The organism is Pseudomonas sp. DR48, from assembly GCF_019823085.1.
Taxonomy (GTDB): domain Bacteria; phylum Pseudomonadota; class Gammaproteobacteria; order Pseudomonadales; family Pseudomonadaceae; genus Aquipseudomonas.
Genome location: NZ_CP081946.1, coordinates 6,850,324 through 6,875,294, shown reverse-complemented (window position 1 = coordinate 6,875,294; position 24,971 = coordinate 6,850,324). Strand labels below are relative to the sequence as shown.

The 24,971-nt window shown below is 58.7% G+C and carries 24 protein-coding genes and 1 pseudogene; 5 read left to right on the top strand and 20 right to left on the bottom strand.

Translation table 11 applies throughout. The annotated features are described in order from the left end of the window. Nucleotides 1–5: 5 nt before the first annotated feature. From K5K95_RS31190 to K5K95_RS31175, 4 genes are all read left to right on the top strand, one after another. The gene (locus tag K5K95_RS31190; RefSeq protein WP_208669049.1) at nt 6–806 is read left to right on the top strand and encodes a carbohydrate ABC transporter permease; all 801 of its coding nucleotides are present in this window, start codon (nt 6–8) and stop codon (nt 804–806) included. Between the two features lie 10 nt (nt 807–816). Next, nucleotides 817–1,089, top strand: a complete 273-nt coding sequence (locus K5K95_RS31185) for a DUF2160 domain-containing protein (protein ID WP_222587629.1) — start codon at nt 817–819, stop codon at nt 1,087–1,089. A gap of 47 nt (nt 1,090–1,136) precedes the next feature. Continuing rightward, a complete protein-coding gene (locus K5K95_RS31180; RefSeq protein ID WP_222587628.1) occupies nt 1,137–2,879 on the top strand; it encodes an extracellular solute-binding protein in 1,743 nt (580 codons plus the stop codon). A 586-nt stretch (nt 2,880–3,465) separates the two neighbouring features. Further along, nucleotides 3,466–3,846, top strand: a complete 381-nt coding sequence (locus tag K5K95_RS31175; protein ID WP_222587627.1) for a DUF6124 family protein — start codon at nt 3,466–3,468, stop codon at nt 3,844–3,846. 513 nt (nt 3,847–4,359) lie between these two features. Here the strand turns inward: K5K95_RS31175 and K5K95_RS33730 are convergent. Next, nucleotides 4,360–4,449: pseudogene (locus K5K95_RS33730) on the bottom strand (hypothetical protein); the annotation flags it as partial. 98 nt (nt 4,450–4,547) lie between these two features. On the opposite strand from K5K95_RS33730, the gene K5K95_RS31170 reads away from it, so the two are divergent. Further along, entirely contained in the window at nt 4,548–4,748 is a 201-nt protein-coding gene (locus tag K5K95_RS31170; protein ID WP_222587626.1) for a co-regulatory protein PtrA N-terminal domain-containing protein, read from the top strand. Between the two features lie 96 nt (nt 4,749–4,844). Here the strand turns inward: K5K95_RS31170 and K5K95_RS31165 are convergent, their stop codons facing one another. The 19 genes from K5K95_RS31165 to K5K95_RS31080 all read right to left on the bottom strand — a co-directional run bounded on the left by K5K95_RS31165 (nt 4,845) and on the right by K5K95_RS31080 (nt 24,514). After that, the gene (locus tag K5K95_RS31165) at nt 4,845–5,711 is read right to left on the bottom strand and encodes an alpha/beta fold hydrolase (RefSeq protein ID WP_222587625.1); all 867 of its coding nucleotides are present in this window, start codon (nt 5,709–5,711) and stop codon (nt 4,845–4,847) included. Continuing rightward, entirely contained in the window at nt 5,711–6,655 is a 945-nt protein-coding gene (locus tag K5K95_RS31160) for a class I SAM-dependent methyltransferase (RefSeq protein WP_222587624.1), read from the bottom strand. Before K5K95_RS31160 ends, K5K95_RS31165 begins: the two co-directional genes overlap by 1 nt. Further along, entirely contained in the window at nt 6,652–7,887 is a 1,236-nt protein-coding gene (locus K5K95_RS31155; RefSeq protein WP_222587623.1) for a YcaO-like family protein, read from the bottom strand. The genes K5K95_RS31160 and K5K95_RS31155 overlap by 4 nt, the downstream gene beginning before the upstream one ends. Before the next feature lie 49 nt (nt 7,888–7,936). Next, nucleotides 7,937–8,065 (bottom strand): hypothetical protein, encoded by a 129-nt coding sequence (locus K5K95_RS33360; protein ID WP_261398117.1) that lies wholly within the window; start codon nt 8,063–8,065, stop codon nt 7,937–7,939. A gap of 564 nt (nt 8,066–8,629) precedes the next feature. Further along, entirely contained in the window at nt 8,630–8,944 is a 315-nt protein-coding gene (locus K5K95_RS31150; RefSeq protein ID WP_222587622.1) for a helix-turn-helix domain-containing protein, read from the bottom strand. Further along, the gene (locus K5K95_RS31145; protein ID WP_222590488.1) at nt 8,934–9,284 is read right to left on the bottom strand and encodes a toxin; all 351 of its coding nucleotides are present in this window, start codon (nt 9,282–9,284) and stop codon (nt 8,934–8,936) included. The genes K5K95_RS31150 and K5K95_RS31145 overlap by 11 nt, the downstream gene beginning before the upstream one ends. Nucleotides 9,285–9,573: 289 nt before the next feature. Next, nucleotides 9,574–11,037: an NADH-quinone oxidoreductase subunit NuoN gene (nuoN, locus tag K5K95_RS31140; protein ID WP_090185674.1), complete on the bottom strand. Its 1,464-nt coding sequence runs from the start codon at nt 11,035–11,037 to the stop codon at nt 9,574–9,576. Nucleotides 11,038–11,044: 7 nt separating this feature from the next. After that, nucleotides 11,045–12,577, bottom strand: coding sequence for an NADH-quinone oxidoreductase subunit M (nuoM, locus tag K5K95_RS31135; protein ID WP_222587621.1), 1,533 nt, complete (start codon nt 12,575–12,577; stop codon nt 11,045–11,047). A gap of 40 nt (nt 12,578–12,617) precedes the next feature. Next, complete coding sequence (gene nuoL, locus K5K95_RS31130; protein ID WP_222587620.1) at nt 12,618–14,471, bottom strand: NADH-quinone oxidoreductase subunit L; 1,854 nt, start codon at nt 14,469–14,471, stop codon at nt 12,618–12,620. Then, a complete protein-coding gene (gene nuoK, locus K5K95_RS31125; RefSeq protein ID WP_007946416.1) occupies nt 14,468–14,776 on the bottom strand; it encodes an NADH-quinone oxidoreductase subunit NuoK in 309 nt (102 codons plus the stop codon). The genes nuoL and nuoK overlap by 4 nt, the downstream gene beginning before the upstream one ends. Nucleotides 14,777–14,778: 2 nt before the next feature. Beyond that, nucleotides 14,779–15,282: an NADH-quinone oxidoreductase subunit J gene (gene nuoJ / locus K5K95_RS31120; protein WP_090185667.1), complete on the bottom strand. Its 504-nt coding sequence runs from the start codon at nt 15,280–15,282 to the stop codon at nt 14,779–14,781. A gap of 9 nt (nt 15,283–15,291) precedes the next feature. Then, entirely contained in the window at nt 15,292–15,837 is a 546-nt protein-coding gene (nuoI, locus tag K5K95_RS31115) for an NADH-quinone oxidoreductase subunit NuoI (RefSeq protein WP_177331423.1), read from the bottom strand. A gap of 12 nt (nt 15,838–15,849) precedes the next feature. After that, nucleotides 15,850–16,857, bottom strand: a complete 1,008-nt coding sequence (gene nuoH / locus K5K95_RS31110; RefSeq protein WP_046032492.1) for an NADH-quinone oxidoreductase subunit NuoH — start codon at nt 16,855–16,857, stop codon at nt 15,850–15,852. After that, nucleotides 16,854–19,568, bottom strand: a complete 2,715-nt coding sequence (nuoG, locus tag K5K95_RS31105) for an NADH-quinone oxidoreductase subunit NuoG (RefSeq protein ID WP_222587619.1) — start codon at nt 19,566–19,568, stop codon at nt 16,854–16,856. Before nuoG ends, nuoH begins: the two co-directional genes overlap by 4 nt. A gap of 138 nt (nt 19,569–19,706) precedes the next feature. Continuing rightward, nucleotides 19,707–21,062: an NADH-quinone oxidoreductase subunit NuoF gene (nuoF, locus tag K5K95_RS31100; RefSeq protein ID WP_090185654.1), complete on the bottom strand. Its 1,356-nt coding sequence runs from the start codon at nt 21,060–21,062 to the stop codon at nt 19,707–19,709. Continuing rightward, nucleotides 21,059–21,556, bottom strand: a complete 498-nt coding sequence (nuoE, locus tag K5K95_RS31095; protein WP_007946422.1) for an NADH-quinone oxidoreductase subunit NuoE — start codon at nt 21,554–21,556, stop codon at nt 21,059–21,061. The genes nuoF and nuoE overlap by 4 nt, the downstream gene beginning before the upstream one ends. Before the next feature lie 2 nt (nt 21,557–21,558). Next, entirely contained in the window at nt 21,559–23,343 is a 1,785-nt protein-coding gene (nuoC, locus tag K5K95_RS31090) for an NADH-quinone oxidoreductase subunit C/D (protein ID WP_222587618.1), read from the bottom strand. 72 nt (nt 23,344–23,415) lie between these two features. Further along, nucleotides 23,416–24,090, bottom strand: a complete 675-nt coding sequence (locus K5K95_RS31085; protein WP_007946424.1) for a NuoB/complex I 20 kDa subunit family protein — start codon at nt 24,088–24,090, stop codon at nt 23,416–23,418. A 10-nt stretch (nt 24,091–24,100) separates the two neighbouring features. Further along, the gene (locus tag K5K95_RS31080) at nt 24,101–24,514 is read right to left on the bottom strand and encodes an NADH-quinone oxidoreductase subunit A (protein ID WP_003223812.1); all 414 of its coding nucleotides are present in this window, start codon (nt 24,512–24,514) and stop codon (nt 24,101–24,103) included. Between the last annotated feature and the right edge of the window lie 457 nt (nt 24,515–24,971).

The following is a 24,971-nucleotide window of genomic DNA, read 5'->3' as shown; positions in this document are numbered from 1 at the left end:
CTGCCATGAGCAAAAGAAAGCTGATCCCGCTGCTGATCTACATCCTGTTCCTGCTGGTGCCGATCTACTGGTTGCTGAACATGTCCTTCAAGAGCAACACCGAAATCCTCGGCGGGCTGACACTGTTTCCGCAGGATTTCACCTTCGCCAACTACAAGGTGATCTTCACCGACCCGAGTTGGTACACCGGTTATCTCAACTCGCTGTACTACGTGAGCCTCAACACGGTGATCTCCCTGAGCGTGGCGCTGCCGGCGGCTTATGCGTTTTCGCGTTATCGCTTCCTGGGCGACAAGCACCTGTTCTTCTGGCTGCTGACCAATCGCATGGCGCCGCCTGCGGTGTTTCTGCTGCCGTTCTTCCAGCTGTATTCCTCGATCGGCCTGTTTGACACGCACATCGCCGTGGCCTTGGCGCACTGCCTGTTCAACGTGCCGTTGGCGGTGTGGATCCTCGAGGGCTTCATGTCTGGCGTTCCGAAGGAGATCGACGAAACGGCCTACATCGACGGCTACAGTTTTCCCAAGTTCTTCATAAAGATTTTCGTCCCGCTGATCGGCTCCGGAATCGGCGTCACGGCGTTCTTCTGCTTCATGTTTTCCTGGGTCGAACTGCTGCTGGCACGGACGCTGACGTCGGTGAACGCCAAGCCGATCGCGGCGGTAATGACCCGAACCGTTTCGGCGTCCGGCATTGATTGGGGCGTACTGGCAGCGGCGGGGGTGTTGACCATCCTGCCGGGCATGCTGGTGATCTGGTTTGTTCGCAACCACGTGGCCAAGGGCTTTGCCCTGGGCCGGGTCTGAGGAACTGATGATGGAATGGATGAGTTGGACCGGCCCCACGGCGGCGTTCTTCGGCGTCATTGCCTTGATGCTGGTTTGTATGACGACTTGGGAATTACGCTCGCCGAGTGTCCCTCGGCGTGGTTTTTTGCCGATTGCCACGACCCGTGGCGACCGGCTGTTTATCGGTCTTCTCGGCAGCGCCTACCTGCATTTGCTGGTAATTGGCGTCACCGACTGGAGCATCTGGGTTGCGTTCGCGTTGTCCCTGGTGTGGCTGTTGGCTGTGATGCGGTGGGGCTAGTCGAATCGCTCGGCAATCGTGCTCCAAAACCTAAACAGGAGGTCTCTATGTTCGACAAAAACAATAAGCTGCGACATAGCATTTCATTGGCAGCCATGCTGGCACTCAGCGGTTTGAGCGCATCGGCCTGGGCCGACGCCTATGAAGACGCTGCCAAAAAATGGATTGGCAGCGAGTTCAAACCGTCTACCCTGACGGCGGATCAACAGCTTGAAGAACTGAAGTGGTTCATCAAGGCGGCGGAGCCGTTTCGCGGGATGGACATCAAGGTTGTTTCCGAAACCCTGACCACCCACGAGTATGAATCCAAGGTATTGGCCAAGGCCTTTACCGAGATCACCGGGATCAAAGTCACCCACGACCTGCTGCAAGAAGGCGACGTGGTAGAGAAACTGCAAACCGTGATGCAGTCCGACAAGAGCATCTATGACGGCTGGGTCAACGACTCGGACCTGATCGGTACCCATTTCCGTTACGGCAAGACCGAAGCCATTACCGACCTGATGGCCAATGAAGGTAAAAACTTCACCTCGCCGACCCTGGACCTCAAGGATTTCATCGGCACCTCCTTCACCACCGCGCCCGATGGCAAGCTCTATCAATTGCCCGATCAACAGTTCGCCAACCTCTACTGGTTCCGCGCCGACTGGTTCGAGCGCCCGGAGCTGAAAGCCAAGTTCAAGGAAAAATACGGTTACGAGTTGGGCGTGCCGGTGAACTGGTCGGCCTATGAAGACATCGCCAAGTTCTTCAGCGAAGACATCAAGGAAATCGACGGCAAGCGTATCTACGGGCACATGGACTATGGCAAGAAAGACCCGTCCCTGGGCTGGCGCTTTACCGATGCCTGGTTCTCCATGGCCGGCGGCGGTGACAAGGGCTTGCCCAACGGTTTGCCGGTTGATGAGTGGGGCATTCGTGTTGAAGACTGCCACCCGGTCGGCTCCAGCGTGACCCGCGGGGGTGACACCAACGGCCCGGCAGCAGTTTTCGCCACCACCAAATACGTCGACTGGATGAAGAAATACGCGCCACCGGAAGCGGCGGGCATGACCTTCTCCGAATCCGGCCCGGTGCCGTCCCAAGGCAACATTGCCCAGCAAATTTTCTGGTACACCGCGTTCACCGCAGACATGACCAAACCGGGCCTGCCGGTGGTGAATGCCGACGGCACGCCAAAATGGCGCATGGCGCCATCGCCACGCGGACCGTATTGGGAAGAGGGCATGAAGCTTGGATATCAGGACGTGGGTTCGTGGACGTTCATGAAATCCACGCCTGAGAAACAGAAACTGGCGGCCTGGCTGTACGCGCAGTTCGTGACCTCGAAAACCGTATCGTTGAAGAAAACCATCGTCGGCCTGACACCCATCCGCGAGTCGGACATCAACTCGCAAGCAATGACCGACCTGGCACCGAAACTAGGCGGCCTGGTGGAGTTCTACCGCAGCCCGGCCCGCGTGCAATGGACCCCGACCGGGACCAACGTGCCGGACTATCCACGCCTGGCTCAACTGTGGTGGAGCCACATCGCCGAAGCCGCCAGCGGCGACAAAACCCCGCAACAGGCGCTGGATGGCCTGGCCAAGGATCAGGACGCAATCATGACGCGCCTGGAACGCTCGAAAGCCCAAGCCGTGTGCGCGCCGAAAATGAACGCCGAGCGCGATGCGCAGTACTGGTTCGATCAGCCGGGTGCACCGAAGCCGAAACTGGCGAACGAGAAACCGAAAGGCGAAACCGTGAGCTACAACGAACTGCTGAAATCGTGGGCGGATGCGCGCAAGTAAGAGGCTGTAATGTGAAACGCGAACGGCACCGGAAGGTGCCGTTTTTATTTGTGCCTGTTCCGCCGCCATCGCGGGCAAGCCCGCTCCCACAGGTATTGCGCAGTGCCGGCAAATGTTGTGTACACCGCTAAACCTGTGGGAGTGGGCTTGCCCGCGATAGCGGTGGAACAGCCAATGAAGAGGCTGGATGGGCCGGATTTTTCGTGGGTAAGCCAGAACTGGCCTGATAATTCCGTGCACCACAGTTCGTATTTCAATGCTGGATGTTTAAGCGTTTAAGTGGATGAGCAGAACCTTCCCACAATGTTTTCAGGTTGTCCGTCGGACGTCAGCTCTCTAGCCTGTGGACGTCGCTGCCAAATCAGCGATCGGGATTGGAACCCCGAGGGCAGTACAGCGCCAAGGCGCCTTTCATAACGTATGCTTGCACACCTTCAATGTGTGCACTCCGTTTATGGCGGCTGTGCGCGGGAGACCTTCGGGTCTGCCGGGTTCTTTGCCCCCGGGTTCCAACCTGCGTACAGCTGCCACCCTTCGCGTGGAACCGAAAGGGGCAGCTACAACTTTCAGGCAAAGGAAATACCCTATGAAAAAACCAACCCCCAACCCTCCCGAAGCAGATACCGCTACGGACACCGACCCAACATCCCCCTACGTCTGCGTGGACACCCGAAAACTCCACGAAGCCGCCGACCGCGCCCTCGACTACTACCTCAACCCCAGCGTCAAAATCATGGCCACGCCATATACCCCCAACGAAATGTTCTTCGTCAATCCCAAAGCCGACACCGAATCCTTGCTGGCCAATGCCTGCGAATCCCTGGCATCGGCCTCGGTCATGCTCGGTGACTTCGCCGCGGTGCTGGAAGGCACGCACCGTCAGACGTTATTGGGGATTGCGCAGGTGGTGATGTTGGGCGAACTGGCAGTGAACAAGGCGTTGGATAACGTCGATCCTGCGGGCTGATCAACGGACTGAGCAGACACAAAAAACGCGGCGCTAGAAGGGCCGCGTTTTTATTGAAAGGCTGACAACCGGCTTCTTTGCTTTCAGGCAAATTCCAGTCGACGTTACTAATAGCCTCGATCAGTTTTCGCTGGTTGGCTCCTTGAATGTAATTGGATCGATTGAGCCCCAATGCGTTTAGCAAATCGTCGAAGCCTGGTAAATCGTCCGGGCGGCTCAGCGCCTCTCGAAAGTTTTCCATGGCTTGGTAGGTGTCGAGTACTTGCCCATGTTGGCCATGGACTTCTCTTCGGGGGATGAGTCTGGTCACGTCCGTGTCCCTTTCCGCAAAACGGGGACTTTGGCGAGTAACCTCAAATTTGAATGCCGGGTGATTCCGGTTTGGCAGTAGGGTAAATCCGATAGACCTGCGAGCCGAAGCCGAAGGCAAAAAAAGGCGCCCTGACGGATACCCAAAAGACTCACCTCTTACTCAGCGCCAAGGTCCAAGCCCGGCTCCCACAGGTATTGCGCCGTTACCTGTGACTTGCCCCTCAAATTGCTGATCGGCGTGCCCAGCTCATGGGCCAGGTCATCGCAGAACTGCGACAACTGCTGCACGCCCTGCGGCCACATAACGGATATGTAATTTGCGCGCCACCTTCATGAAAGGTTCGGATTGTTACCTTGATCTCGTTAGTTAATTAAACGAGGAATCAAACATGAAACTTGCACAACTGAGTGCGTTTGCAGTGGCGTTGGTGATGTCTTCTGTGGTTTTGGCTGAAGGTGGTGGCGACAGAGCCTTTGAAAAAATGATGGCGGCCAATGAACGCTCGATGGAGGTGTTTGTTGCCAAAGAACAGGCGCGTAACCCCGTCGTGTTGACTGAGAAGAAGGACGACAAGACCCAAGATTTGTAAGCGTGTCGAGTGACCCTTCCTTGTCGCTCATCTGCGAGATCTTCCATGCCTCCCATCAGTTCGGAAAAATGTCACGTTCCATAGTGCGATCTCTTGTCAGCGCAGATATTCACGTTTCAACGACTGGCGCACGGTTTTCAGAATCGCCAGCTCGAAGGCGTTGTGTCCGGCGTTGAGTAGCCGGCATCGCAGCGGTTGGCGCCGCCGAAGCCAGCGAACGCTGGCCATGCCGAATGTATCGCTGATGCCTTGGATCACTTCAGTCTGGGCATTAAGCGAAGGCGCTTCATCCGCGGTTGTGAAGAAGTACTGGTTTACGTGGTAATGCAACTCCAGGCGGATAGCGCGCACGGCTTCGTCGTCAACGAATGCTTCGAGTGCGCTCGGCTGCATCGATTGTCCGCTCAATTGCAGTGTTGCCCTTGACCAGTGGAGGGCCGCCTGGCGCTGCTGGATTGCGCAGCCATTGTTCAAGACTTGGTAGATCGCACCGGCACTGACGGCGCGTGCCCCATGGGTAATGGCCGAGAGACCGCCATTCAAGGTTTGATCGTAGGCACTTACGTTGGCTGAAAACGGCACGAAGACTGAGACCAGTGTGGTTTTCAGAACGGCCTCTGGATAGCGTTGCTGGTATTGAATGGCCAGCCAGCTGCCCCATGAGACGCCGAGCATGCTGATCGTTTCGAACCCCAGATGCTGCCGCAGGGCTTCGATGTCTTCGACGCAAAGGCTGGTGTCGTTGTGTTGGAGTTGGCCATGGGGAACGGAGCGCCCGCAGCCACGCTGATCGAACAGGATAATGTCGAAACAGCGCTCATCGAAGAACTCCAGATGACGTCTGTCGCTGCAACCCCCCGGTCCGCCATGCAGGAAAAATATCGGTTCGCGACCTGGGGTGCCGTGTCGCTCCCAATAGAGTTGGTGACCGTCGCCGGTCGAGAGGTAGCCACTGTTCACCATTAGGCGGGCGTCCTCAGCCTGTAGAACTGAAACAGTTCCGTGTGGCCGGGACGGGCCGCTACGCTGGATATCAGTTCAAGCTTCAGCACCTGCGCCATATAGGGCACGGCGATCAGCACCGGCGTATGGCCGAAAAGGAGAATAGTGCCTCCCGGTTTAACGCCGGCTGCCATATCGAGGAACGCTCGATGCGCGTCCTTGCGCGACATCACTTCGGCATTGAGGAAGCGCAGGATCAGCACATCGCATTGAATACCTGTTGTCGCGATGTCGCGGGCATCGGCCAGGTAGAACCGGGCAGCTGAAGTGCCATGATGCTTTTTGGCATATTCGATCATCGACGCTGAGCGATCAGACCCCAGGCATTGGCGATCCGGGAGTTTGCCAGCGAGGTGCGCGATGAACTCGCCCGTCGAACACGCCGGGTCATGGATCACCGCGCCGGGAGATGACAGGAAGTTGAGCAGGTTTGTGCAATGCTGGCGAAAATGCCGTTCGTCAGCATCCAGCTGTGTGGCGAGTGACTCATCACATTGCCAGTACTCGGGCGGGCAGACGCACTCTCGGCCGTTGTCATCCATGGCAGGAAACGGAAAACGCACTTCGCTGCCCGACTGCGTCAACGCGTTATGGAATGCGGTTTCTTTCTCCTGCGCAGATACCGCATGGAAATAGATCACGGCGCCTTGATTGCCCCAGTGCCACTCCGCCAGCGGTCCGAGCAGCATCCAGGGTTGGAGTGCGCTGCTGATGTGCCAGCCGACCGTCTCGCTGTGTTGCAGGACTTTGCGGCCGACCCATTCTTTGCCGCCGACACGCAAGACAAACAAATGATGCAGGCCCGAGCCGAACGGTTCGATGAAGCGATCGAGCTCGCCCGGCGATGCCTTGCGCCGGGGGAATGATCGAGCGAGGCGGTGTTCTCGACGAAGGGCAGGGGTCATGCTGGCACTCCCTGATTCCTTTGCAGGCGCCGTCCTCGTGCCTGCGGTATCACCACATTGCCACTGGACACCACAAAAAACCGCTCCAGCCCCGGAATGACGACGTTGACCAGCGTGGTCCCCAACGGCGTCTGATGTAATTGGGTGACACCCAGCGCGCGCCCATGCCGGTGGAGATCTTCTGCCAGCAAGTTGATTTGCTCGGCCAATGGTCGCTCATTGATTGTTTCGGGTAATTCGACGGTGAATTGTTCGCACAGGGTAAGCAGTGGATACAGATCGAATTGCAGACAGCGGAGCAGGCGAGGAAATTTGCTCAAGTGCCGTTGCGCATTACTCAGGTAGTGTTGCAGTTCTGGTTCCGAGGCCCCGTGATGCAGTTGGACGAGTTCGGTCAGCGCCCGCCACGCGCCATGTCGGGCGCTGATCGAGCTACCGCTGCCGAACACGCGAGGATGGGGACCTGGTTCGGTTGTGAACGCCAGAAAGGTGCGTGGCAGGAATTCAGTGCTGATGTCGATCAGGATGATTTCCGCTCCGATCTCCGCTTCGGCGTCTGACCACAGTTGACCCAATTCTTCGTGATCTGCCACGCGCCCAACCCGGCGCAACACAGGCCGGTTCTCGTAGTAAAAATGCTCCAGCAAAAACAACGAGACCGCATCGCGCTCGATGCATTCATTTGCCGCATGCAAGACCGCTTCGTCGTAACTCGCGCCAATGGCCGTTCCACTGTTAGAGGCGTATCGCCGTAATACGCCGTAGTTTGTAGTGTCTTGTTCCAGTGGTTGGCGCGAATAGTCGGGAGTGCATAATGCAACGGGATAAGAGAATGACGTTTTTTTGAAAATGTCCGTATAAGTTCTGCTGGCTGTCAAGGCATCGGGTTGGTCGATGAGAGTCGAAAGAACAGTGTCGTCGATAAATAGTGACGAGTCGGAAAAATAATGCGGGGCGATGCAGTGAATATCGCAGGAGCTGAAGTGATCACTTAGATAATGTTCCAGTGTTTCGTAAAGTGCACCCACCTGGGCGTGATGGAGGTAACCTTTTCCCGCTCCCCTGGCGATGCCCTGTTGATTGCCCATACTCGCCGAGACATGCACTGCGACGATCTGTTGTCCGAGTATCCGGGGTTCCGGGCGAAGTCCCAGGTTTTTCAGTTCGGCGTGAATCCTCTTTTCAGCCTGCGCGAGGGTGAGTTCTCGTTCTGCACGTGTAAAGTTATCCATTGTTCCCTCCCTTGAAAAACGGGGGGGCATTTGCCCCCCCCCCGTTTTCTTAAACGGCTTCCAGTTCTGCCTGTTCATCCTCGGTCAGTTGCAGTTCTTCAATTTGTTCTGCTGTGGGGGTGTCCTGTTGTTTCAGGTCGATAACTTTGTTTGCGTTCCAGCTGACAAGGTAACCCATAGGTAGACTCTCTTTATTGTTGGATAGTGGAGTGCTTAATCAAGCACGGAGCAACTGTATAAGTTGGAATTTGGTCGGTCAAAAATGACGGGAAGTTACAGTGTCGTTATTTTTGGTGTAAGGAAACACATACACATTAATCCGCGATTGACGACTTTTATTCGTAAACAGGGGCGGACGCCGAGTAAACACCGCATTCGCTGCAGCGATGGGGGAAATGGGGTGTGGGAAAATTCAGATAGTTGGGTAGCCAGATTGCAATGATGAGTCTGTTTTCGTTCCTTTACAGGTAGTACGCGGAGATTTTTCCTATCGCGTTTGAAGTTATTTCAGACGGCGGCGCGGATTTACCCCTCGAATTCAACCGGCAGAAGTCTTTGCTTTCTGCACAGATGAAAAAGCCCCGAACAAGTCGGGGCGTTTGCTTGGAACCACCATCAGTGCGTTTTCACTCAGTCTTGAGAGGTGCCGTTTTTGTATGTGCCAGTTCCAGCGCTTTAGCGAGCAGGTCCGTCACTGCGGGCAACGATCCAATGAAGGAGCAATTAAAATGGTGCAGACAATTCAAGTCAGTGCCGCCAGTTGCGCGACTGTCTCCGGAAAACGCTCAACCAGGCGGATCAGTGTCGTGGCTTGGGCATTGGGAATTGCCCGTCCCTGCTCCCAATTCTCGAGGGTTCGGGTGTTGGTGCGCAGATACATGGCGAACACGGACCGGGAGAGGTTGAGCTGTTGGCGGATGGCTACTACTTCCTCGGCAGTGATGGGCACCAGTTTTGGCAACTGAACCTTGTGGGTTCGCAACGTGATTTTGCCTTGGCGCTCATCCGCCAGGGCCTCGAGGCCATCCATCAGTTCGGAAAAAATGTCACGTTTCATAGTGGGATCTCGTGTTGATTTCTCTATCTAGCGCTTGTCTGAAAACGTTTTTCTGGGAGTGCGACAGGTCGTCTTGCTCGTTTTTGCTGTACACGGTGAACAGCCAGAATTGATCGAAGCCTGACCACCAGTAATAAATCACCCGCAATCCGCTACGTTTGCCCTTGCCTCGTCGTTGATCGCAGAAGCGGATTTTGCGCAGCCCACCGGTGCCCTCAATGAGATCGCCCGCTTCCGGATTCTTAAGCAACTCCAGTTGAAAGCTGCGAAACAGATCGTCATCCATGTACTCGTCTCGATGTTTCTGAAACATACGTAATTCGATAAAAAGAGCATCCATGTTCTGTACGCTACCTACGTATAGTGTTGTCTTGATAATCGAATCGGTCAAGGCATCGAAGCCATCCTTTTCGTTCCCGTTTCCAACGGTAGACCCGGGTTGAAAAAACACCTGTAGGACAAATCAACCCGTGCGGTGAGAGCATTCGATCAAAGAGAGGGGATACTTCGCAGTGGGACTGACCCGGGAGGCGGTGCATAAATCGATGCTTGAAAATCACGATCCCACAAACGCAAAAACGGCACCCGAAGGTGCCGTTTCTGTTTTCTACCGAGTATCGACTAAACGATCAACCCGCCAGGCCCGCCTGCTGAACCAGCACCAGCAATGGCTGCGGATACAGACCCAGGAAGAACGCCAGTGCGGCGATGGCCAGCAGCATCACGCCGCCTGCACGTTGTTCCCAATGCAGTTGCGCATCGTGACGACGCAGGTTTGGCTCGATCAGGTACAGGGTGACCATGACGCGCAGGTAGTAGAAGACGCCGATGGCGCTGCCCAGTACCAGGGAACCGACCAGCCACCATTGATGCGATTCGACACCGGTGGCGATGATGTAGAACTTGCCGATGAAGCCCGCGGTCAGCGGGATACCGGCCAGGGACAGCATCATCACGGTCAGTACGGCGGTCAGGTACGGACGACGCCAGAACAGGCCGCGGTACTCGTACAGGGCATCGGCGTCACGACCGTTGTACGGCGAGGACATCAGCGTGATCACGCCGAACGCGCCGAGGCTGGTGATGACGTAGGTGACCAGGTACACGCCGATGGCTTCAACGGCCAGGCCCTTGCTCGCCACCAGAGCGATCAGCAGGTAACCGAAGTGAGCGATGGACGAGTAACCCAGCAGACGCTTGAGGTTGCTTTGGGTCAGTGCCAGCAGGTTACCGAACAGGATCGACGCGATGGCGATGATGGTCAGTACGTCGCTCAGTACACCGCTGCTTGCCGCCGGGGAGATCTGGAACAGACGCACCATCACCGCGAACACCGCGACTTTGGAGGCGGTGGCCAGGAACGCCGCCACCGGAGCCGGAGCCCCTTCGTAAACGTCCGGGGTCCAGAGGTGGAACGGCACCAGCGACAGCTTGAACGCCAGACCGATCAGCATCATGCCCAGGCCCAGTTGCGCCAGCGAGCTTGGCAGGCCGGTGGCCGCGAGGGCCTGGCCGATGCCAACGAAGCTCAGGCTACCGGAGTCGGCATACAGCAGCGCCATACCGAACAGCAGGAACGCGGAACCTGCGGCCGACAGCACCATGTACTTGATACCGGCTTCCAGCGAACGCTTGTTGAAGAAGGCGTAAGCCACCAGACCGTAGACCGGTACCGAGAGCAGCTCCAGACCGACGAACAATCCGGCCAGATGTTGCGCGCTGACCAGTACCAGGCCGCCAGCTGCGGACATCAGGATCAGCAGGTAAAGTTCTTCACGGTTGCCCGGGTAACCCGAACCGCCATCGCCGAGGTAGGCGTGGGCGAGGGTTACACAGGCGAGGGTGGCGACCAGGATCAGCGCCATGTACAGGCAGGCGAAGGTGTCGATCTGCAGCAAAGGAGTCACCGCCAAAGGCGCGACTTTCAGGGCTGGCAGGATCGACAGCAATGCCAGGTTCAGACCCGCCACGGAAATCAGGAAGGTCTGCGAGTGGTTGCGGCGCCAGGCGATTGCCAGCATCACCACGATGATCGTGGCGCTGGTGATCAACAACGGCGCAAGCGCGATAAAGTGTTGAGTCGTGAATTCCATAGCGCTCTTACCGGGCCGAAGCGAGTTGAGTGAAGGCGGAGCCAAGCCACTGCTGCACGCCATGCATCGTCGCGGCAGAAGTGTCGAGGAACGGCTGCGGGTACACGCCGATGTAAATCAGCAGTGCCGCCAGGCCGACCACCATGATCAGTTCGCGACCGTCCATGCCATGCAGCACCGCGTCCGATTTGGACGGGCCGAAGTAGGCACGGTGGATCATGATCAGCGAGTAGACCGAACCGAACACCAGGCCCGACGTTGCGATCGCGGTGATCCACGGCGCAGCGGCGAAGGTGCCGATCAGGATCAGGAACTCACCGACGAAGTTACCGGTACCCGGCAAGCCCAGGGACGCCGCCGCGAAGAACAGGCTGATGGCGGGCAGGTAAGCGATCTTCGACCACAGGCCACCCATTTCACGCATGTCGCGGGTGTGGGTGCGCTCGTACAGCTGGCCACTGAGGATAAAGAGTGCCGCCGCCGACAGACCGTGAGCCAGCATCTGCATCACCGCTCCCTGCAGCGCCAGTTGGCTGCCGGAGTAGATGCCGATCAGCACGAAGCCCATGTGGGAAACCGAGGAGTAGGCGATCAGACGCTTGATGTCGGTTTGCGCGAACGCCAGGAAAGCACCGTAGAAGATCCCGATCAGACCCAGGGTCATGGCGAACGGCGCGAACTCGGCCGAGGCATTCGGGAACAGCGGCAGGGCGAATCGCAGCAGACCGTAAGCCGCAGTCTTCAACAAGATACCGGCCAGGTCGACGGAACCCGCGGTCGGTGCCTGGGCGTGAGCGTCAGGCAGCCAGGAGTGGAACGGCACCACTGGCAGCTTCACCGCGAACGCGATGAAGAAGCCGAGCATCAGGATGTACTCGGTGGTGAGCGACATCTTGGTTTTCAACAGATCGGAGTAATTGAAGGTAATCACACCGGTGCTGTTGAAGTTGACCAGCACCAGGCCCAGGATCGCCACCAACATGATCAGGCCGGAAGCCTGGGTGAAGATGAAGAACTTGGTCGCCGCGTAGATCCGGGTTTTCTTGCCGTCCGAAGAACTGTGACCCCAGAGCGCGATGAGGAAGTACATCGGCACCAGCATCATTTCCCAGAAGAAGAAGAACATGAACAGGTCGAGGGCGAGGAACACGCCGACGACACCGCCCAGGATCCACATCAGGTTCAGGTGGAAGAAGCCAACGTGACGCTGGATCTCTTTCCACGAGCAGAGCACCGAGAGGATACCCAGCAGACCGGTCAGCAGGATCATCAGCAGCGACAGGCCGTCGAGGGCCAGGTGCACGCTGATGCCGAAACGCTGGATCCAGATGTGCTTGAACTCAAGCGCCCAGACCGGATCGGCGCCAGGCGCCGGAGCAAATGAATAATTACCGTGGGCCCACAGCCAGAGGCCGAGCGCGAGTTCCAGGGTCATGGTCAACAGCGCAATCCAGCGGGGGAGGGTAGCGCCGAAGCGCTCACCCATCCAGCACAGCAGGCCGCCGATGAAGGGGATCAGGATTAGCCAAGGCAGAATCATGACGGGCTCAATTCCTTTCGCAAGTTCGCAAGGTTCATATTCAGACCGCTACCAGCACGATGGCGCCGATGACCAGCACGGAGCCGGCTGCCATCGATGCCGCGTACCAACGCAGTTGACCGGTTTCGGTACGGCTCAGGGCGGTGTGACCGCCTTTGGCCATACGCGGGATCAGACCGATGGTCTGGTCGAGCGGGTCTTTGCGCAGTACGTGGCTGATCGCAAGGTATGGCTTGACGAACAGTTTGTCGTAGATCCAGTCGAAGCCCCAGGCAGCGAACCACCATGCCGAAAGGAAGCGGCCGATGCCGCTGTTGGCGATTGCAGTGACGAAACGACGCTTGCCAAGGAACAGCAGCGCGGCCAGCAGGATACCGGACAGGGCGATGGCGCCCGAGGCGATTTCCAGACTGTGCTTGGCTTCGCCGCCGGCATGGCCAACGCTTTCCGGCAGCACGCCGTGCAGCGGTGGAACGATCATGGCGCCGACGAAGGTCGACAGCACGATCAGCACCGACAGTGGCAACCAGTGAGCGATGCCGTGACCGGCGTGCGCTTCGGTCTTCGCTTCACCGTGGAACGTGATGAAGATCAGGCGGAAGGTGTACAGCGATGTCATGAACGCGCCGACCAGACCTGCATACAGCAGACCGTGGTTGCCGCTGGCGAACGCTTCCCAGAGGATTTCGTCCTTGGAGTAGAAGCCTGCGGTCACCAGAGGCAGGGCAGACAATGCCGCGCCGCCGACGATGAAGCTGGCGTAGGCCAGCGGCAGTTTCTTCCACAGGCCGCCCATCTTGAAGATGTTCTGCTCGTGGTGGCAGGCAACGATCACCGCACCGGAGGCAAGGAACAACAGCGCCTTGAAGAAAGCGTGGGTCATCAGGTGGAAAATCGCGCCATCCCATGCACCAACGCCCAGGGCCAGGAACATGTAGCCGATCTGGCTCATGGTCGAGTAGGCGAGGATACGTTTGATGTCGGTCTGCACCAGCGCGGCAAAACCGGCCAGCACCAGGGTCACGCCACCCACAACACCGACGAGGTGCAGGATGTCCGGCGCCAACGCAAACAGGCCGTGGGTACGGGCGATCAGGTAGACACCGGCGGTCACCATGGTTGCAGCGTGGATCAGTGCCGAAACCGGGGTAGGACCGGCCATCGCATCCGCCAACCAGGTTTGCAGTGGCAGTTGCGCGGATTTACCGACAGCGCCACCCAGCAGCATCAGGGTCGCCAGGACGATCCAGAAGTCACCGGACTGGAAGTGCTGAGGTGCCTTGACCAGCAGCTCCTGAATGTTCAGCGTGCCCAACTGCTGGAACAGGATGAACAGGCCGATGGCCATGAACACGTCGCCGATACGGGTGACGATAAAGGCTTTGAGCGCCGCGTTACCGTTGTTGCGGTTGCTGTAGTAGAAACCGATCAACAGATACGAGCACAGGCCCACGCCTTCCCAGCCGAAGTACAGGAACAACAGGTTATCGCCCAGCACCAGGAACAGCATGCTGGCGATAAACAGGTTGGTGTAGGCGAAGAAGCGCGAGTAACCGGCTTCACCGCGCATGTACCAGGACGCAAACAGGTGGATCAGGAAGCCGACGCCGACGACCACACCGAGCATGGTCACGGACAGGCCATCCAGATACAGCGCGAAGTTAGGCGTGAAGCCTTCCACCGCCATCCACTGCCACAACACCTGGGTGTAGTGGCCGCCTTCTGGCGGGGCGACGTTGAATTGCCAGATCACGTAGGCCGCGACGATGGCAGACAGGCCGATGGAACCGACGCCGATCAGCGCCGACAGGTTTTCCGAAAAGCGACCGCGTGAGAACGCCAGCAGCAGAAAACCTATGAGAGGGAATACGAAAGTCAGATAGAGAAGATTCATCCGCGCATCTCGCTGGCAGCGTCGATATCGAGAGTGTGGAAGCGGCGATACAGCTGCAACAGAATCGCCAGGCCAATACTGGCCTCGGCGGCTGCCAGGCTGATCACCAGGATGAACATGATCTGTCCATCCGGCTGCGCCCAGCGGCTACCGGCAACGATGAACGCCAACGCGGAGGCATTCATCATGACCTCCAGGCTCATCAGCACGAAAAGAATGTTGCGCCGGACCATCAGGCCGACCAGACCGAGGCAGAACAGGATGCCGGCGACCGCCAGACCATGCTCCATAGGGATAGCAGGCATCGTCATTGCTCCTTGGCTTCGTTGCGGCCCAAGTGGAACGCCGTGACGGCTGCCGCAAGCAGCAACATCGAGGCGAGTTCGACCACCAGCAGATAAGGACCGAACAGGCTGATGCCCACGGCCTTCGCGTCTACGGTGGTGTGGCCGATGGCCTGACCGGTCTGGTGGCTGAACAGCACGTACAGCAACTCGGCCAGCAGCAGGGCACCGAGAATCACCGGGCCGAGCCAGATGCCGGGCTTGAGCCAGACGCGCTCTTGCTGAACCGAGGCGGGCCCCAGGTTCAGCATCATCACCACAAACACGAACAGCACCATGATGGCGCCAGCGTAGGCGATCACTTCCAGCACACCGGCAAACGGTGCGCCGAGGGCGAAGAACGTCATCGCCACGGCAATCAGCGAAATGATCAGGTAGAGCAGGGCGTGCACAGGGTTGGTGTGGGTGACCACGCGAAGCGTGGAAACCACAGCGATACCCGATGCGAAATAGAAAGCGAATTCCATCTTTCTTCCTTAAGGCAGCAAGCTCTTCACGTTGATCGGTTCGGCTTCATTTTGCGCGGCGCCTTTTGGCTTACCGGCAATCGCCATACCTGCAACACGATAGAAGTTGTAATCAGGGTTTTTGCCGGGGCCGGAGATCAGCAGATCTTCTTTCTCGTAAACCAGGTCCTGACGTTTGAACTCGGCCATCTCGAAATCCGGTGTCAGCTGGATCGCGGTGGTCGGGCAGGCTTCCTCGCAGAGGCCGCAGAAAATGCAGCGCGAGAAGTTGATGCGGAAGAAGTCCGGGTACCAGCGACCGTCTTCGGTTTCGGCTTTCTGCAGCGAGATGCAACCGACCGGGCATGCCACGGCGCACAGGTTGCAGGCTACACAACGCTCTTCTCCATCAGGGTCGCGGGTCAGGACGATACGGCCACGGTAGCGCGGCGGCAGGTACACGGCTTCTTCCGGGTACTGCAGCGTGTCGCGCTTGCGGAAGGCGTGGCCGAAAATCATCACCAGGCTGCGAAGCTGGGTGAAGAAGCCATGCACGATGTCAAATATGTACTTCATGATTCTCTATCCTCACTGAGCCGCGACGGCGGGCGTGTTGAGCAACACGATCGCAGCGGTCACCAGCATGTTGACGAGGGTCAGCGGCAGGCAGAACTTCCAGCTGAAATCCATCACTTGGTCATACCGTGGGCGCGGAATCGAGGCGCGCAGCAGGATGAAGATCATGATGAAGAACGCGGTTTTCAGCGCGAACCAGATGAAAGGGATCTGCGGCAGAATGTCGAACGGACCATGCCAGCCACCGAAGAACAAGGTCACCAGCAGCGCCGAAATCAACACGATGCCGATGTACTCGCCGACGAAGAACATGCCCCATTTCATGCCGGCGTATTCAATGTGGTAACCGTCGGCCAGTTCCTGTTCCGCTTCCGGCTGGTCGAACGGGTGACGGTGAGTCACGGCGACGCCAGCGATGAAGAAGGTCAGGAAACCGAAGATCTGCGGAATGATGAACCACAGGTGCTGCGCTTGATAATCAACGATGTCGCGCATGTTGAACGAGCCGACCTGGATCACGATGCCCATCAGCGACAGGCCCATGAACACTTCGTACGACACGGTCTGTGCCGAGGCCCGCAAGCTGCCCAGCAGGGCGAACTTGTTGTTACTCGACCAGCCGGCGAACAACACCGCGTAGACCGACAGACCGGCCATGGCGAAGAAGAACAGGATGCCGATGTTCAGGTCCGCCACGCCCCAGGTCGGGGTGATCGGGATGATCGCGAAGGCAATCAGCAGGGCGCTCATGGCCACGACCGGTGCCAGGGTGAAGATCATCTTGTCGGCGAACGGCGGCGTCCAGTCTTCCTTGAAGAACATCTTGATCATGTCGGCCGCGATCTGGAACGCGCCGAACGGACCGACGCGGTTCGGACCGTAACGGTCCTGCCAGAGGGCGAGCAGACGACGCTCGACCCAGCTCAGCAGCGCGCCGCAGACCACCACGGCGAGCAGAATCACGATGGCCTGGATGACCGAGATGATCACGGCGATCACTTCAGGAGTGAACCAAGTCATTGCGCTGCCTCCTGCAGACCGTCAACGGTTTTGCCAAAGATCGCGGGCGGAATGCCGGCGATACCCGCCGGCAATGCCACCAGGCCAGCACCCAGCTCTTCATTGATGCGCAGCGGCAGACGCAAGGTCTGGCCCGCGACGTTCAAGCTGAGCATGGCGCCGTCATTGACACCCAGGCGGTCGGCTTCGGACTTGGCCAGCGACACGTAAGCGGCCGGAATGCGCTCTTGAACCGGCGCGGCTTTGGAAGAGTTCTCTTCGCTGCCGAACAGGTGGAAGAACGGCACGACCTGCCAGGTGCCCGGCGCCGGGTTGAACGCACGTGGAACAGCGGCGAACCAGTTCAGCGAATCACCGGTGCTTTCGATCAGGCGGGTGCCCGGGTCGCCAGCGCGGATGTGACCACCGACTTCGTCCTGGAACTTGTTCCAGGCTTGCGGCGAGTTCCAGCCCGGAGACCAGGCGAATGGCACTTGCTGACGCGGTTCGACCGAGCCCGAGTAGCCTTCCATGGAGAACGAGAACGCAGTGTCGTTGTCCTGGGAAGTACGCGGTTCGTGCACGCTGATGTCGGCGCGCATGGCGGTACGACCGGAGTAGCGCAGCGGTTCGCGCGCCAGTTTCAGGCCTTTGATGCGGAACGCGGCGGACGGCGCGGCGTCGACGATGCGCGCCAGTTGCGGCGTGCTTGCAGCCACGGCTGCAGTGACGTGGTCCAGTTGGGTCCAGTCGATCGGCTGGTTCAACAGGGTCGCGCGCAGGGCATGCAGCCAGCGCCAGCCTTCGTGAACCAGGATGCTCGCGTCGAGGTAAGTCGGGTCGAACACCTGGAAGAAGCGCTGGGCGCGGCCTTCCTGGCTGACCAGCGTGCCGTCGCCTTCAGCGAAGCTGGCGGCTGGCAGAACCAGGTGCGCGCGATCGCTGGTGGCAGTCTTCTGATGGTCCGCGACGATCACCACTTTCGCGGCGTTCAGGGCGGCATCAACCTTGGCTCTGTCGGTGCGGGTGTACAGATCGTTTTCCAGCACGACGAGAGCGTCGGCACGGCCGTCGATCACCGCTTGCAGGGCGTCGTCGACCGAGTCGCCACCGAGCATGGCCAGGCCGAGGCTGTTGGCCTCTGGCACGATCAGGCTGATGGAACCGTTCTTCTCACGCAGCTTCAAGGCTTTGGCAATGTTCGCGGCGGCTTCGATCAGCGCCTTGGAACCCAACGAGGTGCCGGCGATGATCAATGGACGCTTGGCCGCGAGCAGGGCGTCGGCGATGCGCTTGGCCAGATCAAGGGCTTCAGCATCCAGGCCTTCGGCAGCCGGTGCGCTGGCGTCGAGGGCGTGAGCCACGGCGAAACCGATGCGGGCCAGATCGTCCGGTGCTGCGTGAACGCATTCTTCAGCGACGTCGTCGAGCTTGGTTTCAGCCAGGCTGGCGATGAACAACGGGTTCAGCGCGTGCTGACCGATGTTCTTCACGGCGGCGTCGAGCCAAGGCTGAACGCGCATCGCGTCGGCCATGTCTTCGGCTTTGCCCTTGACCGATTGACGCAGGGACAGGGCCATGCGTGCAGCGGTCTGGGTCAGGTCTTCGCCGAGGACGAAAATCGCGTCGTGGTCTTCGATGTCGCGCATGTTCGGGATCGGCAGCGGGCTGTCTTTGAGCACCTGCATGACCAGACGAATGCGCTCCAGCTCAGCGGCTTCGATACCGGAGTAGAAGTGCTCGGCACCGACCAGCTCGCGCAACGCGTAGTTGCTTTCGAGGCTGGCGCGCGGCGAACCGATACCGACGATGTTGCGACCGCGCAGCAGGTCAGCGGCTTTATCCAGCGCTTCGTCCAGGGTCAGCTTGGCGCCGTTGGCCAGCAATGGCTGACGCGGACGATCCGTGCGGTTGACGTAGCCATAGCCGAAACGGCCACGGTCGCACAGGAAGTACTGGTTGACCGAACCGTTGAAGCGGTTTTCGATACGACGCAGTTCACCGTAGCGTTCGCCCGGGGAGATGTTGCAACCGCTGGAGCAGCCATGGCAGATGCTCGGCGAGAACTGCATGTCCCACTTGCGGTTGTAGCGCTCGGAGTGAGTCTTGTCGGTGAACACACCGGTCGGGCAGACCTCGGTGAGGTTGCCGGAGAACTCGCTTTCCAGGGTGCCGTCTTCAACGCGACCGAAGTACACGTTGTCGTGGGCGCCGAACACACCGAGATCGGTGCCGCCAGCGTAATCCTTATAGAAGCGCACGCAGCGGTAGCAAGCGATGCAGCGGTTCATTTCGTGGGAAATGAACGGGCCCAGTTGCTGGTTCTGGTGGGTGCGCTTGGTGAAGCGATAACGGCGCTCGTTGTGGCCGGTCATCACGGTCATGTCTTGCAGGTGGCAGTGACCGCCTTCTTCACAGACCGGGCAGTCGTGAGGGTGGTTGGTCATCAGCCATTCAACGACGCTGGCGCGAAACACTTTCGCTTCTTCGTCGTCGATGGAGATCCAGCTGCCGTCGGTGGCGGGGGTCATGCAGGACATGACGATCCGACCACGCTTGTCGTTCTCGTCGGTGTACTGCTTGACCGCGCACTGGCGGCAAGCGCCAACGCTGCCAAGGGCTGGGTGCCAGCAGAAATAAGGGATATCGAGGCCTAGCGACAGACATGCCTGTAACAGGTTGTCTGCCCCATCGACTTCGAGCTCTTTGCCGTCTACGTGGATAGTGGCCATGGTTCAAAGTTCTTCGTTGGCCCGGTGTCAGCGGGCGTGGCTAATGGAATCTTGTTGTTCGCGTGAATCAAAACAGCCGCTTGCGGCGTCATCACACGAGAAGGCGAAGGGCACGGACCCTTCGCCTTTTTTAAGCGTTTACGCGCCGACTACGATCGGCCTTGCCAGAGGCGGGACGACGGCGCTGGTGGGCGCGATGCCGGCTTCGAACTCATGGCGGAAGTATTTGATTGCGCTGCCCAATGGCTCCACGGCGCCCGGTGCGTGAGCACAGAAGGTCTTGCCCGGGCCGAGGAAACCGACCAGACCCAGCAGGGTCTCGATGTCGCCGGCTTGCCCTTCACCGTTCTCGATTGCACGCAGCAGCTTGACGCTCCACGGCAGACCGTCACGGCACGGGGTGCAGAAGCCGCAGGATTCACGGGAGAAGAACTCTTCCATGTTGCGCAGCAGGGAAACCATGTTGACGCTGTCGTCCACCGCCATGGCCAGGCCAGTACCCATACGGGTGCCCACTTTGGCGATGCCGCCGGCGTACATTTGTGCGTCGAGGTGTTCCGGCAACAGAAAACCGGTACCGGCGCCGCCTGGCTGCCAGCACTTGAGCGTATAACCGTCGCGCATGCCGCCGGCGTAGTCTTCGAACAACTCGCGACCGGTGACGCCGAATGGCAATTCCCACAGGCCCGGGTTCTTGACCTTGCCGGAGAAGCCCATGAGCTTGGTGCCCATGTCTTCACTGCCCGGGCGCGCCAACGATTTGTACCAGTCCACGCCGTCGGCAATGATCGCCGGGACGTTGCACAGGGTTTCAACGTTGTTCACGCACGTCGGCTTGCCCCACACGCCAACGGCGGCAGGGAAGGGCGGCTTGGAACGCGGATTGGCGCGGCGGCCTTCGAGGGAGTTGATCAGTGCGGTTTCTTCACCGCAGATGTAACGCCCGGCGCCGGTGTGGACGAACAGCTCGAAATCGAAGCCGCTGCCCAGGATGTTCTTGCCCAGAAGGCCTGCGGCCTTGGCTTCTTCCACGGCACGGTTCAAGTGCTTGGCGGCGGTGGTGTATTCGCCACGCAGGAAGATGTAGCCACGGTAGGTTTTCAGCGCGCGAGCACTGATCAGCATGCCTTCGATCAGCAGATGGGGCAGTTGCTCCATCAGCATGCGGTCTTTCCAGGTGTTCGGTTCCATCTCGTCCGCGTTGCACAGCAGGTAGCGGATGTTGATGGATTCGTCTTTGGGCATCAGGCCCCACTTAACGCCAGTGGGGAAGCCTGCGCCGCCGCGACCTTTCAAACCCGAATCCTTCACGGTCTGGACGATGTCGTCCTGAGCCATGTCAGCGAAGGCTTTGCGCGCAGCGGCGTAACCGTTCTTGGCCTGGTACTCGTCGAGCCAGACGGCTTCGCCGTCATCACGCAGACGCCAGGTGAGCGGGTGGGTCTCGGCCGATCGCTTGATGCGGTTGGCTGGACCGAAGGAAGTCAGGGTCATACGTAGCCCTCGAGCAATTTGGCAACGCCGGCAGGCTGCACATCACCGAAAGTGTCGTCGTCGATCATCAACGCCGGCGCCTTGTCACAGTTGCCGAGGCAGCAGACCGGCAGCAGGGTGAATCGACCGTCGGCAGTGGTCTGCCCCAGGCCGATGCCCAGATTGCTCTGGATTTCGCTGACAACCGACTCGTGGCCGCCGATGTAGCAGACCATGCTGTCGCAGACGCGAATGATGTGGCGACCGACTGGCTGACGGAAGATCTGGCTATAGAACGTCGCCACCCCTTCAACGTCGCTGGCCGGAATGCCGAGGATCTCGCCAATGGCGTAGAGCGCGCCGTCAGGCACCCAGCCACGTTCCTTCTGGACGATCTTCAGGGCTTCGATCGACGCCGCGCGCGGGTCTTCGTAGTGATGCAGCTCGTGCTCGATGGCCGAGCGCTCGGTTTCACTCAAGGTGAAACGGTCTGTCTGGATAAGCGTGCTATTCATGCTTAGCGGTCCACGTCGGCCATAACGAAATCGATACTACCCAGGTACGCAATCAAGTCCGCGACCATGCTGCCTTTGATCACCGAAGGGATCTGCTGCAGGTGCGGGAAGCTTGGCGTACGAATCCGGGTGCGGTAGCTCATGGTGCCGCCATCGCTCGTCAGGTAATAACTGTTGATGCCCTTGGTCGCTTCGATCATCTGGAAGGATTCGTTGGCCGGCATGACCGGGCCCCACGAAACTTGCAGGAAGTGCGTGATCAGGGTCTCGATGTGCTGCAGCGTGCGCTCTTTGGGCGGCGGCGTGGTCAGCGGGTGATCCGCCTTGTACGGGCCTTCCGGCATGTTGCGCATGCACTGCTCGATGATCTTGATGCTCTGGCGCATTTCTTCGACGCGCACGATGCAACGGTCGTAGGCATCGCCATTGGCGGCCAGCGGCACTTCGAATTCGAAGTTCTCGTAACCGGAGTACGGGCGTGCCTTACGCAGGTCGAAGTCGCAACCGGTCGAACGCAGGCCTGCACCGGTGACGCCCCATTCGAAGGCTTCCTTGGTGTTGTAGGCGGCAACGCCGATGGTCCGGCCACGCAGGATGCTGTTGTCCAGTGCGGCTTTCTGGTATTCGTCCAGACGCTTTGGCATCCACTCGACGAAGTCTTTCACCAGCTTTTCCCAGCCGCGCGGCAGGTCGTGGGCGACGCCACCGATGCGGTACCAGGCCGGGTGCAGACGGAAACCGGTAATGGCTTCGATCACCGTGTACGCCTTCTGACGGTCGGTGAAGGTGAAGAACACCGGGGTCATGGCGCCGACGTCCTGGATGTACGTACCCAGGAACAGCAGGTGGCTGGTGATCCGGAAGAACTCGGCCATCATGATGCGGATGACGTCGACCTTCTCGGGCACCTTGATGCCGGCCAGCTTCTCGACCGAGAGCACGTACGGCAGGTTGTTCATCACGCCGCCGAGGTAGTCGATACGGTCGGTGTACGGAATGAAGCTGTGCCAGGACTGACGCTCGGCCATCTTCTCGGCACCACGGTGGTGGTAACCGACGTCAGGCACGCAGTCGACGATCTCTTCACCGTCCAGCTGCAGGATGATGCGGAACGCACCGTGCGCCGAAGGGTGGTTGGGGCCGAGGTTGAGGAACATGTAGTCCTCGTTCGCGCCGGAACGTTTCATGCCCCAGTCTTCAGGCTTGAAGCGCGCGGCTTCTTCCTCAAGCTGTTGCTTGGCCAGGGTCAGGCTGAACGGATCGAACTCGGTGGCGCGGGCCGGGAAGTCCTTGCGCAGCGGGTGACCTTCCCAGGTCGGCGGCATCATGATGCGGGTCAGGTGAGGGTGGCCGGCGAAGTTGATGCCGTACATGTCCCACACTTCACGCTCGTACCAGTTGGCGTTCGGCCAGATACCGGTCACGGTCGGCACGCTAAGGTCGCTCTCGGACAAGGCGACCTTGATCATTACGTCACTATTACGTTCGATCGACATCAAGTGATAGAACACTGTGAAGTCGGCGCCGCTTGGCAGCCCTTGACGCTTGGTGCGCAGACGCTCGTCCACGCCGTGCAAGTCATAGAGCATGACGTACGGCTTGGGCAGGTTGCGCAGGAAAGTCAGGACTTCGACGAGTTTGGCCCGGGCAACCCAAAGTACCGGCATGCCGGTGCGGGTAGGCTGGGCGGTGAACGCCTCGGGGCCAAAACGGTTGTTCAGTTCGACGACCACATCCTGGTCGTCTGCCTTATAAGGCGGGATGTACAGAGCACTGCCTGTAGTCATGGTTATTTATCGCTTTCGGTCAACGTAAAGAATGAAGCCAGTGTCTTGTTCTTTTAAAGAAGCAGATCTGGATCAGACTTCGTCGGGGCTGCGCAGGTTGGTGACTGCGATTCGCTGTTCGCGGCGCTTTTCCTTTTCGGAAGGCATCTCGGCGCGGTACACGCCTTGATCACCGACGACCCAGGAAAGCGGACGACGCTCCTGTCCAATCGACTCTTGCAAGAGCATCAAGCCTTGCAGGAAAGCTTCAGGACGGGGCGGGCAGCCAGGCACGTAGACGTCCACGGGCAGGAACTTGTCCACCCCTTGAACGACTGAGTAGATGTCGTACATGCCACCGGAGTTGGCGCACGAACCCATGGAAATAACCCATTTAGGTTCGAGCATTTGCTCGTAGAGACGCTGAATGATCGGCGCCATCTTGATGAAGCAGGTACCGGCGATAACCATGAAGTCCGCCTGACGCGGCGATGCCCGGATAACCTCGGCGCCAAAGCGCGCGATGTCGTGGGGCGCCGTGAAGGCGGTAGTCATTTCCACGTAGCAGCACGAAAGACCGAAGTTATACGGCCACAGGGAGTTCTTGCGCCCCCAGTTGATCGTGCCGTTAAGCACGTCTTCGAGCTTGCCCATGAAGATGTTTTTGTGGACTTGATCTTCTAACGGATCGGAAACGGTTTCCCGTTCGCCAATCGGATACTGCTCGTTAGGAGCATCGGGGTCGATCCTGGTGAGATTGTATTGCATTGCCAAAGCCTCATTGTTTCAGCTTCGCCTGCCGCTTGCGACGAGCTTCCGGAGCCCAGTCAAGGGCGCCCACTCGGAACAGGTAGACAAGACCTGCCAACAGAATTGCTATGAAAACGAGAGCTTCGACGAATCCGGTCCAGCCGCTTTCGCGGACGGACACAGACCAGGCAAAGAGAAAGAGGGCTTCGATATCGAAGATCACGAAGAGCATCGCGACCAGATAGAATTTGGCTGAGAGCCGCAAGCGGGCGCCACCTGTAGGTAGCATGCCGGACTCGAACGGTTCGTTTTTGCTGCGACCCCAGGCTTTTGACCCGAGAAGGCTGGAGACGCCGAGCATGAAGGCGCAGAGGCCGACAACGCCCAGAAGGAAAATGGCAAAGCCCCAGTTGTGGGCCATGAGTCCTGTCGCTTCGGGCATGCTGGTAATCCTTAACAGAGAGCAAAGGTCTCTGAGCTTGATAAAGAAACAAAGCAGTGACGATATGTCGCAGCAATCAATCCCGCTGATTTTATGGCACAACACTCTGCAAGTAAAATTCCTATAGCGAAATTATTTATAGGAATAAGGACATAGCGCACCTCCGAAAGCCCGCGGCCCATGCGTTGCGGGCATTAGCCGGCATTTCATCAATATTGTTTTGTCGGAAATGTAACGAACATAGTTGTCGCTAAATGATAATCAATATTGTTTGAGTCGGTTTTTAAACTGTTTAACGGGATGGTGACCGGGAAGTTGTCTTATATGCGCATTACTGCAAGTAGCAGGCGGGGTCGTTTTACCGTGTTTTCCTGATGGGGAAACTGCTCTGGATCAAGATTTTTCAGATGGTTTTGCGCCATGGCGCGTTCTCTGTGGGAGCGGGCTTGCCCGCGAT